Genomic DNA, 15,857 nt, shown 5'->3' on the forward strand with positions numbered 1-15,857 from the left:
GTTGCTATGCCACACCTACCTTCCACATCTTTACGTCCGTCACTTCTGGCGCTGGCGATTGTCAGCACCCTGCCGGGCGTCGCGTTCGCCGCCGCAGACGACATTACCGTCACCGCCACGGGCAACGCCCGCAGCGCCTTTGAAGCCCCTATGATGGTGAGCGTGATTGACGCCAGCGCGCCGGAGAAACAAACCGCCAGCTCGGCGGCCGAACTGCTGCGTAACGTCCCCGGTCTGACGCTGGACGGCACCGGGCGCACCAACGGGCAGGACGTCAACCTGCGCGGCTATGACCGTCGCGGCGTGCTGGTGCTGGTTGACGGCGTGCGCCAGGGGACCGATACCGGCCACCTGAACAGCACCTTCCTCGATCCGGCGCTGATTAAACGTATCGAAGTGGTTCGCGGCCCGTCGGCCCTGCTGTACGGCAGCGGCGCGCTGGGCGGCGTGATCTCCTATGACACCGCCGACGCCAACGATCTGCTCGAACCGGGTAATAACAGCGGCTACCGCGTGTTTGGAACAGGCGCGACGGGCGATCATAGCCTCGGGATGGGGGCCAGCGCCTACGGCCGCACCGACACCCTGGACGGTCTGGTGGCCTGGTCCAGCCGGGATCGCGGTGACATCCGCCAGAGCGACGGAGCAACCGCCCCTAACGACGAATCCATCAACAACATGCTGGCGAAAGGCAGCTGGAAACTCGACCCGGCCCAGACCCTGAGCGGCTCCCTGCGCTACTACAATAACGCCGCTCAGGAGCCGAAAAACCCGCAAACCACCGGGGCGGACAGCAGCAACCCGATGACCGATCGCTCCACCATTCAGCGTGACGCGCAGGTGGGCTACCGCATCGCCCCGGAAGGTAACGACTGGCTGAACGCCGACGCGAAGGTCTACTGGTCCGAAGCGCGCATTAATGCCCAGAATATCGACAACAGCGGCGAGTTCCGCAAGCAGACCACCAAAGGCGGTAAGGTGGAAAACCGCACCCGCCTGTTCAGCGACACCGTTGCAGCACACCTTCTGACCTACGGCGGAGAATACTATCGTCAGGAGCAGCATCCGGGCGGGGCAACCACCGGCTTCCCGGACGCGAAAATCGACTTCAGCTCCGGCTGGCTGCAGGATGAGATCACCCTGCGCGATCTGCCTGTTACCCTGCTGGGCGGCACGCGCTATGACAACTACCGCGGCAGCAGCGACGGCTACAACGATGTGGATGCCGATAAGTGGTCTTCCCGCGCCGGGTTAACCGTCAGCCCAACCGACTGGCTGATGCTGTTTGGCTCTTACGCGCAGGCCTTCCGCGCGCCGACCATGGGCGAGATGTATAACGACGCCAAACACTTCTCCATTGGCCGCTTCTATACCAACTACTGGGTGCCGAACCCGAACCTGCGCCCGGAAACCAACGAAACGCAGGAGTTTGGTTTTGGCCTGCGCTTTGACGATCTGATGCTTGCCAACGATGCGCTGGAGTTTAAAGCCAGCTATTTCGATACCAAAGCCAAAGACTATATCTCCACCACCGTCGATTTCGCGGCGGCAACCACCATGTCTTATAACGTCCCGAACGCCAAAATCTGGGGCTGGGACATGATGGCAAAATACTCGGCCGACCTCTTCAGCCTCGACCTGGCCTATAACCGCACGCGCGGGAAAGACACCGATACGGGCGAGTACATCTCCAGCATCAACCCGGATACCGTCACCAGCAAGCTGGACGTTCCGGTGGCGCAAAGCGGGTTCTCCGTCGGCTGGATTGGGACCTTTGTCGATCGCTCAACGCATATCAGCAGCAGCTACAGCGAGCAGCCGGGCTATGCGGTCAACGACTTCTATGTCAGCTACAAAGGCCAGGAGCGACTCAAAGGCGTGACCACCACGCTGGTACTCGGCAACGCCTTCGACAAAGCGTACTGGTCACCTCAGGGCATTCCACAGGACGGTCGTAACGGCAAGATTTTCGTAAGCTATCAGTGGTAATTCCCTTCGGGGCAACTTTTCAGAAGGAAGAGACAATGAATCACTACACGCGCTGGCTTGAGCTAAAAGAAGCCAATCCGGGTAAGTACGCGCGCGACGTCGCGGGGTTAATGAACATCAGTGAAGCAGAGTTGACCTTTGCCCGCGTGGGTCACGATGCCTGGCGACTGCGCGGTGACATCCGCGAGATCCTGGGCGCGCTGGAGGCGGTGGGCGAAACCAAATGTATCTGCCGCAACGACTACGCCGTTCACGAACAGGTCGGGAACTTCACCAACCAGCACCTGAACGGCCACGCTGGGCTGGTGCTGAACCCGCGCGCGCTGGATCTGCGCCTGTTCCTCAACCAGTGGGCGAGCGCGTTTCACATCAGTGAAGCCACCGCCCGCGGCGAGCGGCAGAGCATTCAGTTCTTCGATCACCATGGCGATGCCCTGCTGAAGGTCTACGCCACGGATAACACCGACGTTTCCGCCTGGGGCGACGTGCTGACCCGCTTTATCTTTGCCGACAACCCGCCGCTGGCATTGAAGGTCCCCGATGCCCCTGCTCACGCGGAAAATGCGGAGGCTGCTCTCGTGGATAACGAGTGGCGCGCCATGACCGACGTTCATCAGTTCTTCAGCCTGCTCAAACGTCATAATCTCAGCCGCCAGCAGGCGTTTCGCCTGGTGGGTGACGATCTGGCCTGCCGGGTAGAAAACACCGCGCTGGCGCAGCTGCTGGAAGCGGCGCGCCGGGACGGTAACGAAATCATGGTCTTCGTAGGCAACCGCGGCTGCGTGCAGATTTTCACCGGCGCGGTGGAAAAGCTGACGCCGATGAAAGGCTGGCTGAACATCTTTAACCCAACCTTTACCCTGCACCTGCTGGAAGACGCCATTGCGGAGACGTGGGTCACGCGCAAGCCGACGGCTGACGGGCATGTCACCAGCCTGGAGCTGTTTGCCGCCGATGGAACGCAGATCGCCCAGCTGTACGGCCAGCGTACGGAAGGCGAACCGGAGCAGAACCAGTGGCGCAGCCAGATTGACGCCTTAACGGCGAAAGGGCTGGCGGCATGAAACGGTGGCTTGCCCTGCTCAGCGCCCTGCCCCTGCTGGCGTTTGCTGCGCCGCAGGAGAAAATCGTTACCCTCGGCGGCGACGTCACCGAGATCGTCTACGCCCTCGGCGCGGCGTCTTCGCTGGTGGCCCGCGACAGCACCAGCCAGTGGCCGCAGGCGGCGAACGACCTGCCTGACGTGGGCTATCTGCGCCAGCTCAATGCGGAGGGGATTTTGTCCATGCGCCCCACGCTGGTGCTGGCCAGCGCCCAGGCGCAGCCGTCTCTGGCGCTAAAGCAGGTTGAGCAAAGCCACGTCCGGGTAATCGCTATTCCTGCCGGTAACGACCTGAACGTCATTGATGAAAAGGTGCGGATCGTCGCTGAAGCGACGCACCGAGAGGCCGAGGGAGAGGTCCTGCGCAGCACGCTGCGCCAGGCGCTGTCGGCGCTTCCCGCGTCACCGCTCAATAAGCGGGTGCTGTTTATTCTTAACCACGGCGGGATGACCGCCATGGCTGCCGGACAACAGACCGGCGCGGACGCGGCCATTCGTGCGGCGGGCCTGCAGAACGCCATGCAGGGGTTCACCCGCTATCAGCCGCTGTCTCAGGAGGGCACGATCGCCAGCCAGCCTGACCTTGTGGTGATTTCGCAGGACGGGATCAACGCCCTTGGCGGTGAAGCGAATCTGTGGAAACTGCCCGGCCTGGCGCAAACCCCGGCAGGACGGAACAGGCAGGTGCTGGCGATTGACGATATGGCGCTGCTGGGCTTCAGCGTGCGAACGCCGGAAGCCATCCGGCAGCTGCGTGCCAAAGCGGAGCAACTGCCCTGATGTCCCGGCGGATAGCCTTATCGTTATGGATGCTGACCGCGATCCTGACCGTCATGACGCTCGCAGCGACCGGGGTTGGGGCATTACACCTGCCGGCCAGCCTGCTGTGGGACGGCAGCGACGAGGCGCTGCGTCAGATCTGGCTGACGATCCGCCTGCCTCGCGTGCTGCTGGCGCTGGCGATCGGCGGTTCACTGGCGCTGGCAGGCTGCGTGATGCAGGGGCTGTTCCGCAACCCGCTGGCGGACCCGGGCCTGCTCGGTATCAGCAGCGGCGCGGCGCTCGCCGTTGCGCTATGGGTGGTGCTTCCGCTCTCGCTGCCTGCCCTGGTAATGCTGTATGCCCCGATGCTGGCGGCGTTTCTCGGCGCGCTGGCCGCCACCGTCGTGATTTTCCTGCTCAGCCGGCAGCGTGACGCTTCCCTGTCGCGCCTGCTGCTGGTAGGCATTGCCATCAACGCCCTGTGCGGCGCGGCCGTCGGCGTGCTGTCATGGCTCAGCAATGATGCCCAGCTTCGCCAGCTTTCCCTCTGGGGAATGGGCAGCCTCGGCCAGGCGCAGTGGTCGACGCTGCTGGCCGTCGCGTCTCTGATGATCCCCACCCTGCTGGCGATCTGGCGTCTGGCAGGGCCCCTCAACCTGCTGCAGCTGGGCGATGAAGAGGCGCACTACCTCGGCGTGGAGGTTGCCGCCGTGCAGCGGATCCTGCTGCTGTGCAGCGCCCTGCTGGTGGCCGCCGCCGTGGCGGTCAGCGGCGTGATCGGCTTTGTCGGCCTGGTGGTGCCGCACCTGGTGCGCATGTGGCTGGGGGCCGACCATCGGGCCGTGCTCCCCGGCTCGGTGCTGGCCGGTGCGCTACTCCTGCTGGTGGCCGATACGCTGGCGCGCAGCCTCGTCGCCCCGGCGGAAATGCCGGTTGGCTTATTGACCAGCCTTCTCGGCGCGCCGTGGTTCCTGTGGCTTATCTTTCGTCGCGGAGGTGCGCATGGCTGAGCGCTACTGTGCAGAAAACCTTGTTTTTCGCGCCGGACAACGCACGCTGATTAACGACGTGTCGCTGACCTTATCTCAGGGCGAGCTGGTGGCGCTGATTGGCCCCAACGGCGCCGGGAAATCGACGCTGTTGCGGCTGCTGACCGGCTACCTTAAGCCTGCGGGCGGACGGTGCAGCCTGGCGGGCACACCGCTTGCGGCCTGGCAGCCTGACAGGCTCTCCCGCTACCGGGCGGTGATGCGCCAGAACACGCAGCTCGGATTTGACTGGCCGGCTGAGGCGGTGGTCGGTATGGGACGAGCGCCCTGGACCCGCACGCCAGAAGCGTCGGTTATTGAGGAGGTTATGGCCATCACCGGCTGTTTACCGCTGGCGGGCAGGCAGTTTGCCGCACTTTCCGGCGGCGAGCAGCAGCGCATCCAGCTCGCCCGCGCGCTGGCTCAGCTCTGGTGCGACGGTGCCCCGCGCGGCTGGCTGTTCCTTGATGAACCCACCTCTGCGCTGGATCTCTATCACCAGCAGCATCTCCTGCGCCTGCTGAAATCCCTGACCAGCCGGGGACATCTGCACGTGTGCGCGGTGCTGCACGACCTCAACCTGGCGGCGCTGTGGGCGGACCGCATCCTGCTGCTGCATGGCGGCACAATCGTGTCCCAGGGAGCACCGGAAACCGTTTTGCAGGCCGATGCGCTGGCGCGCTGGTACGGCGCACAGGTTCACGTCGGCAGGCATCCGGCTCACGCCGCGCCGCAGGTGTTTCTCGCCCCTTAATCGGGCTGGTAAAAATCCTTCAGCGTTTCCAGCAGGGCATGCGCCGCTTTTGAAAGCTGCGTGTGCCCGGGATGGATCACTCCGATACACTTTTCAATGGGCGGACTGTCCAGCGGAATACAGACCGCGCCCAGCGACGCCATCTGCGTCTTGCAGAGCGCCGGTACGGCGCTGCCGCCCAGCCCGCTTGCGACCATCCGCCCGACCGTCACCAGCTGATGGCTCTCCAGCGCGACGTCCAGCTTTCTGCCGCTTCGCGCCAGCTCCTCTTCCATCATCAGACGCACCGCAGAGGGGCGCTGCAGGGTGATGAAATCCAGCGTCAGCAGCGCTTCCCATGTCAGGCGTTTTTTGCCCGCCAGCGGGGAATCTTTCGGCACAATGGCCACAAACCGGTCGAGGCCCAGCGGGGTAAACAGCAGGTTGTGCGTGGGCGCGGGCTCAAAGGCGATGCCCATCTCGACCCGCCCTTCCCGCACCATCTCAATCACCTGCTCGTTAATCACGTCATGCACGGTGACGTTGATCCCGGCATGGCGATCGCGAAACGCTTTTAGAACCTCGGGCAGAACATTCGCGGCAAACGACGGCATCGCCGCGACCGAGATTTTACCGCGCTGCAGGGTAAAGCACTGGTGCATCGCCTCTTCGACGTTATCCCAGTCGGCAAGCAGCTGCCGCGCCATCGGCAAAAACGTCTCGCCCTCCTGCGTCAGCGCGACCTTGCGCGTGCTCCGCTGCAGCAGCGGTCCGCCCAGCGCATCCTCCAGCGCTTTAATCGTCAGGCTCAGGGCCGGCTGGGAGAGATTCAGCCGTTCGCTGGCGTGGGCGAAATTCAGAGTGTGAGCTACCGCTAAAAACGCGCGTAACTGTTTGACACTCATTCTCATTTTTCATCCTGTTAACTAATTGAAAAAATTTAGTTAACAGGAAATTAATAAAAAAACCAAATGAGTGGGTCACAAATTCAAAATTAACAAATGAGTCGCCGCCCCTAATGATACCGCCACGGTTAAGAGGAGGAATGACGATGGCGGGACTGGATAAGCGCGTCGACAGCTATGCGCAGGCGCTGGATGGGCTGACGGACGGGATGACTTTGCTGGCGGGCGGCTTCGGCCTGTGCGGGATTCCGGAGAACCTGATTGCAGAGGTCAGACGCCGTCAGGTGAAAGATCTGACGGTGGTATCAAACAACTGCGGCGTGGACGGTTTCGGTCTCGGGCTCCTGCTCGAAACGCGGCAGGTTCGCAAAGTAGTGGCCTCTTACGTCGGCGAGAATGCGCTGTTCGAGCGGCAGGTGCTGAGCGGTGAACTGGAGATTGAACTCACGCCTCAGGGCACGCTGGCGGAAAAGGTGCGCGCGGGCGGCGCGGGCATTCCGGCATTTTACACGGCCACCGGCTATGGCACGCCCGTGGCTGCCGGCAAAGACGTGCGCCAGTTTGCCGGTAAGCATTACATCCTTGAAGAGGCCATTACCGGTGATTTCGCGCTGATCAAGGGCTGGAAAGCGGACTGGTACGGCAACGTCGTCTACCGGCATACCGCGCAAAACTTTAATCCGCTGATGGCAACGGCGGGCAGGATAACGGTCGTCGAGGTGGAAGAGATTGTTCCCCCGGGCGAGCTGCCCCCGTCGGCCATTCATACCCCGGGAATTTACGTCGACAGGCTGATTGTCGGCCAGTTTGAAAAACGCATTGAACAGCGCACGCTGCGCGCGGAAGGAGTGTGACGATGTTAACCCGTGAACAGATGGCCATGCGCGTCGCCCGCGAGCTGCGCGACGGGTATTACGTCAACCTGGGGATTGGTATCCCTACCCTGGTGGCGAACTACATTCCGGAAGGAATGGACGTGATGCTCCAGTCGGAAAACGGACTGCTGGGGATGGGGGCTTTTCCTGACGAGCAGAGCCTCGACGCCGACATGATCAACGCCGGTAAACAGACCGTGACCGCACGGACAGGCGCGGCCATTTTCGACTCGGCCCAGTCGTTTGCCATGATCCGCGGTGGCCATGTTGACCTGACCGTGCTGGGCGCGTTTGAGGTGGACGTCGAGGGCAATATCGCCTCGTGGATGATCCCCGGAAAGATGGTGAAGGGCATGGGCGGCGCGATGGATCTCGTCGCCGGGGCGCAGAACATCATTGTGGTAATGACCCACGCGTCAAAAAACGGTGAATCAAAGCTGCTGTCGCGCTGCACGCTGCCGCTCACGGGCGCGGGCTGCATCCGCCGGGTCTTAACCGACCTCGCGCTGCTCGAGATCGCGGACGGCGCGTTCATCCTGCGGGAATACGCCCCCGGCGTCAGTATCGACGACATTGCGGCTAAGACCGCCGGAAAATTAATTGTGGCGGACGACGTTCGCGAGATGCGCTTCAGCTGAGGACTTACGATGAAAGAGGTCATGATTGTCGGGGCAACGCGAACCCCCATTGGCAGTTTTCGCGGATCGCTATCTTCCCTTTCAGCGGTTGAGCTGGGGGCCATAGCGGTGAGTCGTCTGCTGGAGAACAGCGGTCTTCCAGCTGAGACGATAGATGAGGTGATTTTCGGTCAGGTGCTGACGGCGGGATGCGGACAAAACCCTGCGCGCCAGACGGCCATCAACGCCGGATTGCCCGTCCGTACTCCAGCGACAACGGTCAACCTGGTCTGCGGTGCGGGCTTGAAAGCGGTGCAGCTCGCCGCGCAGGCGATCCGCTGCGGCGACGCGGATGTGGTTATCGCTGGCGGTCAGGAGAGCATGAGCAATGCCCCTTATCTGCTGGACGGCGCACGTTCAGGGATGCGTTTTGGCCATACGGGCCTGCAGGACAGCATGATTACCGACGGTCTGTGGGACGCGTTCAACGATTACCACATGGGGAGCACCGCTGAAAACGTCGCCCGTGAGAATGACATTTCCCGCGAGCAGCAGGACGCCTTTGCCGCCCGGTCGCAGCAAAAAGCGGCCGCCGCCATCGAAGCGGGTCGCTTTGACACCGAGATAGCGCCGGTGACGGTGAAACAGGGTAAAAAACCGCCGCTTATCGTCAGCCGTGACGAACAGCCCCGGCCAGGGACCAGCGCTGAGCAGCTTGCGCAGCTGCGCCCCGCCTTTTTGCAGGAGGAAGGCACGGTCACGGCGGGAAATGCCTCCACGCTCAACGACGGCGCCGCTGCGGTGCTGCTGATGAGTGGTGAAAAGGCGCGGGAGAGCGGGTTGCCGATCCTCGGTCGCATCGTGAGCTATGCCGTGACGGGCGTTGACCCGTCGGTGATGGGCATCGGTCCGGTCAGCGCCTGTCAGACCGCGCTGGCGCGGGCGGGCTGGACGCTCGATGACGTGGACCTCATTGAAGCCAATGAAGCCTTTGCCGCCCAGGCGCTGGCGGTGGGCAAGCAGCTCGGCTGGGATGCGCAAAAGGTGAACGTTAACGGCGGCGCTATCGCCCTCGGTCATCCGATTGGCGCCTCCGGCTGCCGCATCCTCGTGACGCTGCTGCACGAAATGCAGCGCCGTGACGTTAAAAAAGGGCTCGTCACCCTGTGCGTAGGCGGCGGGCAAGGCATTGCCCTGACCGTTGAGCGTTAAACATCTCGTTGGTACCCGAATAATAATGACAGTGAGGAGTCGTGATGAGTGTATTAATTGCCCTGGCGGCGCTGGCGCTGCTGATGCTGGCGGCCTATCGCGGATACAGCGTGATTTTGTTTGCGCCGATTGCGGCGCTCGGCGCCGTGCTGCTGACCGACCCGGGCGCCGTCGGCCCGACGTTTACCGGCCTGTTTATGGAAAAAATGGTCGGCTTCGTCAAGCTCTACTTCCCGGTTTTCCTGCTGGGAGCGGTGTTTGGCAAACTGATTGAGCTTTCCGGTTTCTCACGGTCCATCGTCGCTGCGGCGATTCAGATCCTCGGCCGTCGCCACGCGATCCCGGTAATTGTTCTCGTGTGCGCGCTGTTAACCTACGGCGGCGTGTCGCTGTTCGTGGTGGCGTTTGCGGTTTATCCGTTCGCCGCGGAACTGTTCCGCCAGAGCGGCATCCCTAAACGGCTGATACCGGCCACCGTGGCGCTGGGGGCATTCTCATTTACCATGGATGCCCTGCCCGGCACGCCGCAGATCCAGAACATTATCCCCACCAGCTTCTTTGGTACCAACGCCTGGGCCGCGCCGTGGCTGGGGCTGATTGGCTCGCTGTTTATTATCTGTTTTGGCCTGCTCTGGCTGGAGCGCCAGCGTCGTAAGGCGCTCAGCAACAACGAGGGTTACGGCACGGAACTGAAAAATGAACCGGAGACGCCGGACAACATTAATCTCCCTCACCCGCTGATTGCTATCTCCCCGCTGCTGGTAGTGGGCATACTAAACCTGCTGTTTACCCGCTGGATCCCCGGCTGGTACGGCACAACCCACGAGCTTACGCTGCCAGGTCTGGCGAAACCGATTGTGACCGAGGTGAGCAAGATCACCGCCATCTGGGCCGTGGAAGCGGCGCTGATCTCCGGTATCGTGCTGGTGCTGATTTTTGGCTTTCGCAATATCCGGGGGCGTCTGGCTGAAGGCAGCCGGACCGCGGTGAGCGGTGCCATTCTGGCGGCGATGAATACCGCCTCGGAATACGGTTTCGGCGCGGTTATCGCCGCCCTGCCCGGTTTTCTGGTGTTATCCCACGCGCTAGCGGCCATTCCGAATCCGCTGCTGAATGAAGCCATCAGCGTGACGGTGCTTGCGGGGATCACCGGCTCGGCATCCGGCGGGATGAGTATTGCCCTCGCCGCCATGGCCGACTCGTTTGTCGCCGCCGCCCACGCCGCCAATATCCCGCTTGAGGTGCTGCACCGCGTGGCCTCAATGGCGAGCGGCGGTATGGATACGCTGCCCCATAACGGCGCGGTGATTACTCTGCTGGCGATTACCGGCCTCAGCCATCGCCAGGCCTACGGCGGCATTTTCGCTATCACCATCATTAAAAGTCTGGCAGTGCTTTTTGTCATTGCCGTGTTCTATCTGACCGGCATTGTGTAAGGAGAGAAAGATGAATCTGAACGGTAAGACCGCACTGGTGACAGGCTCGACCAGCGGCATTGGTCTGGGGATCGCCCGAGTGCTGGCGAAGGCCGGGGCGCAGCTGATCCTCAACGGTTTCGGCGACAGCGAATCAGCACGAGAAGAGATTGCGCAACTGGGCAAAAAGCCGGGCTATCACGATGCAGACCTGCGTGACGTGCTGCAAATTGAAGCCATGATGCGCTACGCCGAATCGCAGTTTGGCGGCGTGGACATTCTTGTCAACAACGCCGGGATACAGTATGTCGCCCCGGTTGACGCGTTTCCGGTGGAGAAATGGAACGACATTATCGCCATTAATCTCTCCTCGGTGTTTCATACCAGCCGGCTGGCGCTGCCCGCCATGCGCGAGAAAAACTGGGGGCGCATCATTAATATCGCCTCCGTTCACGGACTGGTCGCGTCAAAAGAGAAGTCGGCTTACGTGGCCGCCAAGCATGGCGTAGTGGGCTTTACGAAATCGCTGGCGCTGGAAACCGCGCGCACCGGCATTACCGCCAATACGATCTGTCCCGGCTGGGTGCTGACGCCTCTGGTGCAGCAGCAGATCGACAAACGTATCGCTGAGGGCGTACCGCCGGAGCAGGCTCGCGATCTGCTCCTTGCAGAAAAACAGCCTTCGGGCGAGTTTGTCACCCCGGAGCAGCTGGGCGAACTGGCGCTGTTTTTGTGTAGCGACATCGCCGTGAACGTTCGCGGCGCCGCGTGGAATATGGATGGCGGCTGGGTCGCGCAGTGATGTTCAGGCCGGGTTAGGCGACGCCGCCGCCCGGCAAAAATCGCTAGCTTGAGCAGCTGACCTCCAGCCGCTTGCCCCAGTCAGGCGGGCGGCTGACGTAGTCGTCGTCCCGATCGGCAAACGGCGTGCGCAACGCCACGTGCAGACGGTGTAACTCGTCGTACTCGCCCTGCTCTGCCTGCTCAATCGCCCGCTGCGCCAGCCAGTTGCGCAACACCATCGCGGGGTTCGTCGCGTTCATCTGCGTCTGGCGGGCGGCGTCATCCACCTGCTCCTGCTGCAGCCGCGTGCGGTAGGATGCAAACCAGTCGTCAAACGCCTGTCTGTCAATAAACTCATCGCGCAGCGGCGAGGCGGCGCTGTACTGCTCCGTCTGCCCCAGCATCCGGAAGGTGCGCGTGTAATCGCTGCCCTCGCGCGCCATCAGGGCAAACAGGCCATTGAGGATGTCGTTATCGCCCTTCTCCTGCGTCACCAGCCCCAGCTTGTTGCGCATCAGCGTGCCATATTCCCGCAGTAAGATCTCCTGATAGCTGTCGAGGGCATCATTCAGGGCATCAACGTCGATAAACGGCGACAGGGTTTGTGCAAGCCGCTGCAGGTTCCACAGGCCCACCGCGGGCTGATTGTCAAAACTGTAGCGCCCCTGATAGTCGGAGTGGTTGCAGATGTACCCAGGCTGATAATCATCCAGGAAGCCAAAAGGACCGTAGTCAAAGGTCAACCCGAGAAGCGACATGTTGTCCGTATTCATCACGCCATGGGCAAAGCCTACCGTTTGCCAGCGGGCAATCAGGGTTGCGGTACGAGCCACCACGTCCCTGAACCAGAGAACGTATTTATCCGCCTCGTCCTGCAAATGTGCCCAGTGGTGACGAATGGCAAAGTCAGCCAGCTGGCGCACCTTTTCCGGCTCGCGACGATAGTAAAAATGCTCAAAATGACCGAAGCGCAAATGGCTTTGCGCGATACGCATTAGCATTGCACCCTTTTCCACGGTTTCACGCACAACCGGGGTATCGCTGGTCACGATCGACAGCGCGCGGGTGGTGGGGATACCCAGGGCATGCATCGCCTCGGAGCCCAGGCACTCGCGAATCGTTGAACGCAGTACCGCGCGCCCGTCGCCCATCCGCGAATAGGGAGTCAGGCCGGCACCTTTCAGGTGCCAGTCAACCGTCTCCCCGTTTGGAAGCTGTTGTTCGCCGAGCAGGATCCCCCTGCCGTCGCCCAGTTGTCCCGCCCAGACGCCAAACTGATGTCCGCTATAGACCTGAGCCAGAGGCTGCATACCGGCAAGAAGCGTTTCACCGCCCCAGACGCCAGCGCCCTCTGAACGCTGAAACAGCTCAGGCGGAATCGCCAGTTCTTCAGCCAGCAAATCGTTATGCCAGATAAGACGTGAATTGTGTAACGGTGTAGGTTTGAGTGCGGTGTAAAAGCCAGGCAACTCGTCATGCCAGTGAGCAGTAAAAGACAGGGTCATAAGTCCTCCTGCTTTTAGTGTAGAGGGTTTACCCGGACTTAAACACGGGCGAAAGCAAGGGTTATCGCTGCTGAACCAGCGTAGTGACGTGTTCTGCTGAGACGGCTGGCCAGAGAGCCCCCTGCATTGCACCAAAATTGAAGGACAAAACGCGCTGCAACAGGCCGTGGTCGTCAATGCCCGAGACAATCACTGACTGGCAGTGCGGCGTGATTTGCCAGAGGATTGCGCGCATAAAAGGCTCAAAAGAGAGCTCCGGGGCACGCTGCTGAATGAATCCTTTATCAAGGATGACCCGTTTAAATAATCCATCATAGACCGCTTTGAGCGAGGCGGCGCCTGCACCAAAGTTTGCCAGGACCAACGGGAAATGGATTGCCATTCTCGCCAGCTGCAGGTCGTCCTTTCCGTTATTTAAACCTGGATAATTCTCATTAACAGTAAACTCAAGAAACGGATAACGCTCAAGGATTGAAACAGCGTTTCCATTACTTAATAAAAATTCAACTATTGCAGGTGTAATATTGATCCATGCAATTAACTGATGCTGAATAAAAAACAGTTTACAGGTATCAAGCAATTGCAGTTTTTCGTCAAACAGCGCTAACTCTTCAGCCGCTGAAAGCCGAGGGATAACAAGCTCAGTGGGGATCCGCACATTGCTGCCGACGCCAGTAAAGTTAACCAGAATTTCTAAACCTTTCAGCTCACCTGCGCTATTACGGGCAGGCAGAAGCAGCAGTTCAGACTGGTAAGCATTATCTAGCGTAATAATCATTGCACTCGCCCCGCATTAAAGATGAGAGAGGACATCCTGGAGCAATTGCCGACACAATTCCACTGTCTTGATTTTAATAAGATTAATTTCATTAGTTCCGTATTAATTTTCAGATTTATCCCTGAATCTAAAATAATTTTATCCTGGTTGCAGAATAATAGCCAGTTTTAGATAAAACAGACACATGCAGGATTCGCTAATTTTAGGTAAATTTAACTTTAAGCATCTTATTTGAGAAAAAACGGCATGATTTATTCTTATCATGCCGTCATAAGAGAAGTATCCGACAAAGACTATATACGTCGTGCCTGCCAGAAATTTTTACGCCAGTAAACATTATCAAGAGAGGAGCGCATCACCCCGCGACTGGTCGAGGCGTGAATGAACTGATTGTCTGTATCATATATGCCCACGTGAAGACCGCTTTCACCCGAACCAGTTTTAAAGAAAACCAGGTCTCCGGGCAGAAGATCGTCTTTATCAATTTCAGTGCCGATTTCTGCCTGCTTGCGCGTTTCGCGCGGAAGCTGTAAATCAAACTTATCGCGAAACGTCATCAGAACGAAGCCGGAGCAATCCACACCGCCGCGGCTCATGCCGCCGTAGCGATAAGGCGTGCCGCGCCAGTTGCTCAGCTGATCGTTAAGGCTGGCAATAACGGTGATCGAATCTGAAAGCCGTGGGTTAGGCGGCGGCGCACGATGGCTACTGCATCCCGCAAGAAAGAGTGTGGCCATCAGGAGAAACCAGAATCGCATTTTCAGACGAATCCTCTGCTTTTATTGTTCTTTTCGTAATTTAGCGTGCAATTGTGCTCACAGGCAAGAAACGGTTACGCCTGCCCGGTAGAAATCAGCATCTTATGTCCTTCTATATCCAGCCTGCGGAACGACATGTTGTATGCGCGGGCAAGATGGGGTGGCGTAAGAACCTGATCCCGTGCACCGCTGGCGATCATCTTTCCCTTCGAGAGCAGCCATACCCGGTGGGCATGACGCAGGGTGTGGTTGAGGTCATGGCTGCTCATCACCACGGCAATGCCTTTTCGGCTCAGGGTGCTTAACAGCGTATCCAGTGCCGCCTGCTGCGCCACGTCCAGACCGCTCATGGGCTCATCGAGAAGCAGCATCCGCCCGTGAGGATTGCCGGCCGGGTGGATCTGAAGGATGACAGCCGCCAGGCGAACCCGCTGCCACTCTCCGCCGGAAAGCTGGCTGGCGTGCCGGGACAGTTTATCTTCCAGCCCCAGAGCCGCGGCCACGTCCGTCAGCAGTGACGTTTGTTGTTTGTCGTGCAAATGCAGCATCAGATAGTGCCAGACCGGCATAGCAAAGGGCGGCATCTGCTGCTGCACGAGGTAACTGCGCCGATGCGCCAGCGAGACCGGCGACCAGTCGGCGAGCGTATGCTCCAGCAGCGTTATCTGCCCTTCTCCGTCGGTCATGCCTGCCATCCGTGCCAGCAGCGTGCTCTTCCCCGCACCGTTTGGCCCGACGAGATGCAGAATTTCTCCCGCATTGACGGCACCGGATATCGCCTCCAGACGCCCCTTCTCGGCAACGTCCGTGAGCTGCATCAGCAATGACATTATTTCGCCAGCGCCAGCTTGATAGATTCCATGACGATCGGATCCTCAGGGGTCATATCCGGCGAAAAGCGCTGAACCACCTGGCCGTCGCGACCAATCAGGAATTTTTCAAAATTCCACAGGATATCGTCCGGGTAAAGCGGCGCGCGGCCTTTGCTGGCCATGCGTTCATAAAAACCGCTTCCTTCCGGCGCAACGGCCTTCGGTGCGGCAGCAATAAGCTTCGCATACAGCGGATGGCGGTCTTCACCGTTGACATCGATTTTGCTGAACATCGGGAACGTCACGCCATAGGTGGTGCTGCAGAAGGTTTTGATCTCCTCTTCGCTGCCCGGCTCCTGGCCGAGGAACTGGTTGCACGGGAAGCCCAGCACGGTGAAACCGTCTTTCTCCCAGGCCTTCTGAATGTTTTCCAGCTGCTCGTACTGCGGCGTCAGGCCACATTTGGATGCAACGTTGACGACAAGCAACACGTTGCCTTTGTAGCCTTCCAGCGTAGTTTTCTCGCCGTCAATGGTGGTCACTTCAGTATTCAGGATAGTTGACTGCATAGCATTCCCTCAGG

16 protein-coding genes are annotated in these 15,857 nt (G+C 60.0%); 10 read left to right on the forward strand and 6 right to left on the reverse strand.

What is annotated here, in order from left to right; all coding sequences use genetic code 11:
• Window positions 1-6 precede the first annotated feature (6 nt).
• The 5 genes from BM007_RS03560 to BM007_RS03580 are packed head-to-tail and all read left to right on the forward strand — an operon-like array spanning window position 7 to window position 5,635.
• On the forward strand, window positions 7-1,989 hold the full coding sequence (locus BM007_RS03560) for a TonB-dependent hemoglobin/transferrin/lactoferrin family receptor (RefSeq protein WP_090417290.1): 1,983 nt from the start codon (window positions 7-9) through the stop codon (window positions 1,987-1,989).
• A gap of 35 nt (window positions 1,990-2,024) precedes the next feature.
• Window positions 2,025-3,053 (forward strand): hematinate-forming heme oxygenase ChuS, encoded by a 1,029-nt coding sequence (gene chuS / locus BM007_RS03565; RefSeq protein ID WP_024909416.1) that lies wholly within the window; start codon window positions 2,025-2,027, stop codon window positions 3,051-3,053.
• Complete coding sequence (locus tag BM007_RS03570) at window positions 3,050-3,871, forward strand: heme/hemin ABC transporter substrate-binding protein (RefSeq protein WP_024909417.1); 822 nt, start codon at window positions 3,050-3,052, stop codon at window positions 3,869-3,871. Before chuS ends, BM007_RS03570 begins: the two co-directional genes overlap by 4 nt.
• On the forward strand, window positions 3,871-4,863 hold the full coding sequence (locus tag BM007_RS03575; RefSeq protein ID WP_090417292.1) for a FecCD family ABC transporter permease: 993 nt from the start codon (window positions 3,871-3,873) through the stop codon (window positions 4,861-4,863). The genes BM007_RS03570 and BM007_RS03575 overlap by 1 nt, the downstream gene beginning before the upstream one ends.
• Complete coding sequence (locus BM007_RS03580) at window positions 4,856-5,635, forward strand: heme ABC transporter ATP-binding protein (RefSeq protein WP_090417294.1); 780 nt, start codon at window positions 4,856-4,858, stop codon at window positions 5,633-5,635. Before BM007_RS03575 ends, BM007_RS03580 begins: the two co-directional genes overlap by 8 nt.
• Here the strand turns inward: BM007_RS03580 and BM007_RS03585 are convergent.
• Window positions 5,632-6,525, reverse strand: a complete 894-nt coding sequence (locus BM007_RS03585; RefSeq protein ID WP_032645461.1) for a LysR family transcriptional regulator — start codon at window positions 6,523-6,525, stop codon at window positions 5,632-5,634. The two genes, BM007_RS03580 and BM007_RS03585, sit on opposite strands and share 4 nt — an antisense overlap.
• Window positions 6,526-6,665: 140 nt before the next feature.
• On the opposite strand from BM007_RS03585, the gene BM007_RS03590 reads away from it, so the two are divergent.
• The 5 genes from BM007_RS03590 to BM007_RS03610 are packed head-to-tail and all read left to right on the forward strand — an operon-like array spanning window position 6,666 to window position 11,440.
• Entirely contained in the window at window positions 6,666-7,373 is a 708-nt protein-coding gene (locus tag BM007_RS03590; protein ID WP_048991574.1) for a CoA transferase subunit A, read from the forward strand.
• A gap of 2 nt (window positions 7,374-7,375) precedes the next feature.
• A complete protein-coding gene (locus BM007_RS03595; RefSeq protein WP_024909422.1) occupies window positions 7,376-8,032 on the forward strand; it encodes a CoA transferase subunit B in 657 nt (218 codons plus the stop codon).
• Between the two features lie 9 nt (window positions 8,033-8,041).
• The gene (locus BM007_RS03600; RefSeq protein ID WP_090417295.1) at window positions 8,042-9,223 is read left to right on the forward strand and encodes an acetyl-CoA C-acetyltransferase; all 1,182 of its coding nucleotides are present in this window, start codon (window positions 8,042-8,044) and stop codon (window positions 9,221-9,223) included.
• 41 nt (window positions 9,224-9,264) lie between these two features.
• A complete protein-coding gene (locus BM007_RS03605; protein WP_208763791.1) occupies window positions 9,265-10,659 on the forward strand; it encodes a GntP family permease in 1,395 nt (464 codons plus the stop codon).
• Window positions 10,660-10,669: 10 nt separating this feature from the next.
• A complete protein-coding gene (locus BM007_RS03610) occupies window positions 10,670-11,440 on the forward strand; it encodes a 3-hydroxybutyrate dehydrogenase (RefSeq protein WP_061715453.1) in 771 nt (256 codons plus the stop codon).
• Window positions 11,441-11,483: 43 nt separating this feature from the next.
• Here BM007_RS03610 and selO read toward each other — a convergent pair whose 3' ends face one another.
• From selO to BM007_RS03635, 5 genes are all read right to left on the reverse strand, one after another.
• Window positions 11,484-12,926 (reverse strand): protein adenylyltransferase SelO, encoded by a 1,443-nt coding sequence (gene selO / locus BM007_RS03615; RefSeq protein WP_061715454.1) that lies wholly within the window; start codon window positions 12,924-12,926, stop codon window positions 11,484-11,486.
• A gap of 61 nt (window positions 12,927-12,987) precedes the next feature.
• The gene (locus BM007_RS03620; RefSeq protein WP_024909427.1) at window positions 12,988-13,704 is read right to left on the reverse strand and encodes an EAL domain-containing protein; all 717 of its coding nucleotides are present in this window, start codon (window positions 13,702-13,704) and stop codon (window positions 12,988-12,990) included.
• Between the two features lie 293 nt (window positions 13,705-13,997).
• Window positions 13,998-14,462 (reverse strand): C40 family peptidase, encoded by a 465-nt coding sequence (locus BM007_RS03625; protein ID WP_023335377.1) that lies wholly within the window; start codon window positions 14,460-14,462, stop codon window positions 13,998-14,000.
• 74 nt (window positions 14,463-14,536) lie between these two features.
• A complete protein-coding gene (btuD, locus tag BM007_RS03630; protein ID WP_024909428.1) occupies window positions 14,537-15,292 on the reverse strand; it encodes a vitamin B12 ABC transporter ATP-binding protein BtuD in 756 nt (251 codons plus the stop codon).
• Entirely contained in the window at window positions 15,292-15,843 is a 552-nt protein-coding gene (locus tag BM007_RS03635; RefSeq protein ID WP_024909429.1) for a glutathione peroxidase, read from the reverse strand. The genes btuD and BM007_RS03635 overlap by 1 nt, the downstream gene beginning before the upstream one ends.
• Window positions 15,844-15,857: the final 14 nt, after the last annotated feature.

Origin of the sequence: Enterobacter sp. NFIX59, from assembly GCF_900113755.1 — a bacterium.
GTDB lineage: Bacteria > Pseudomonadota > Gammaproteobacteria > Enterobacterales > Enterobacteriaceae > Enterobacter > Enterobacter pseudoroggenkampii.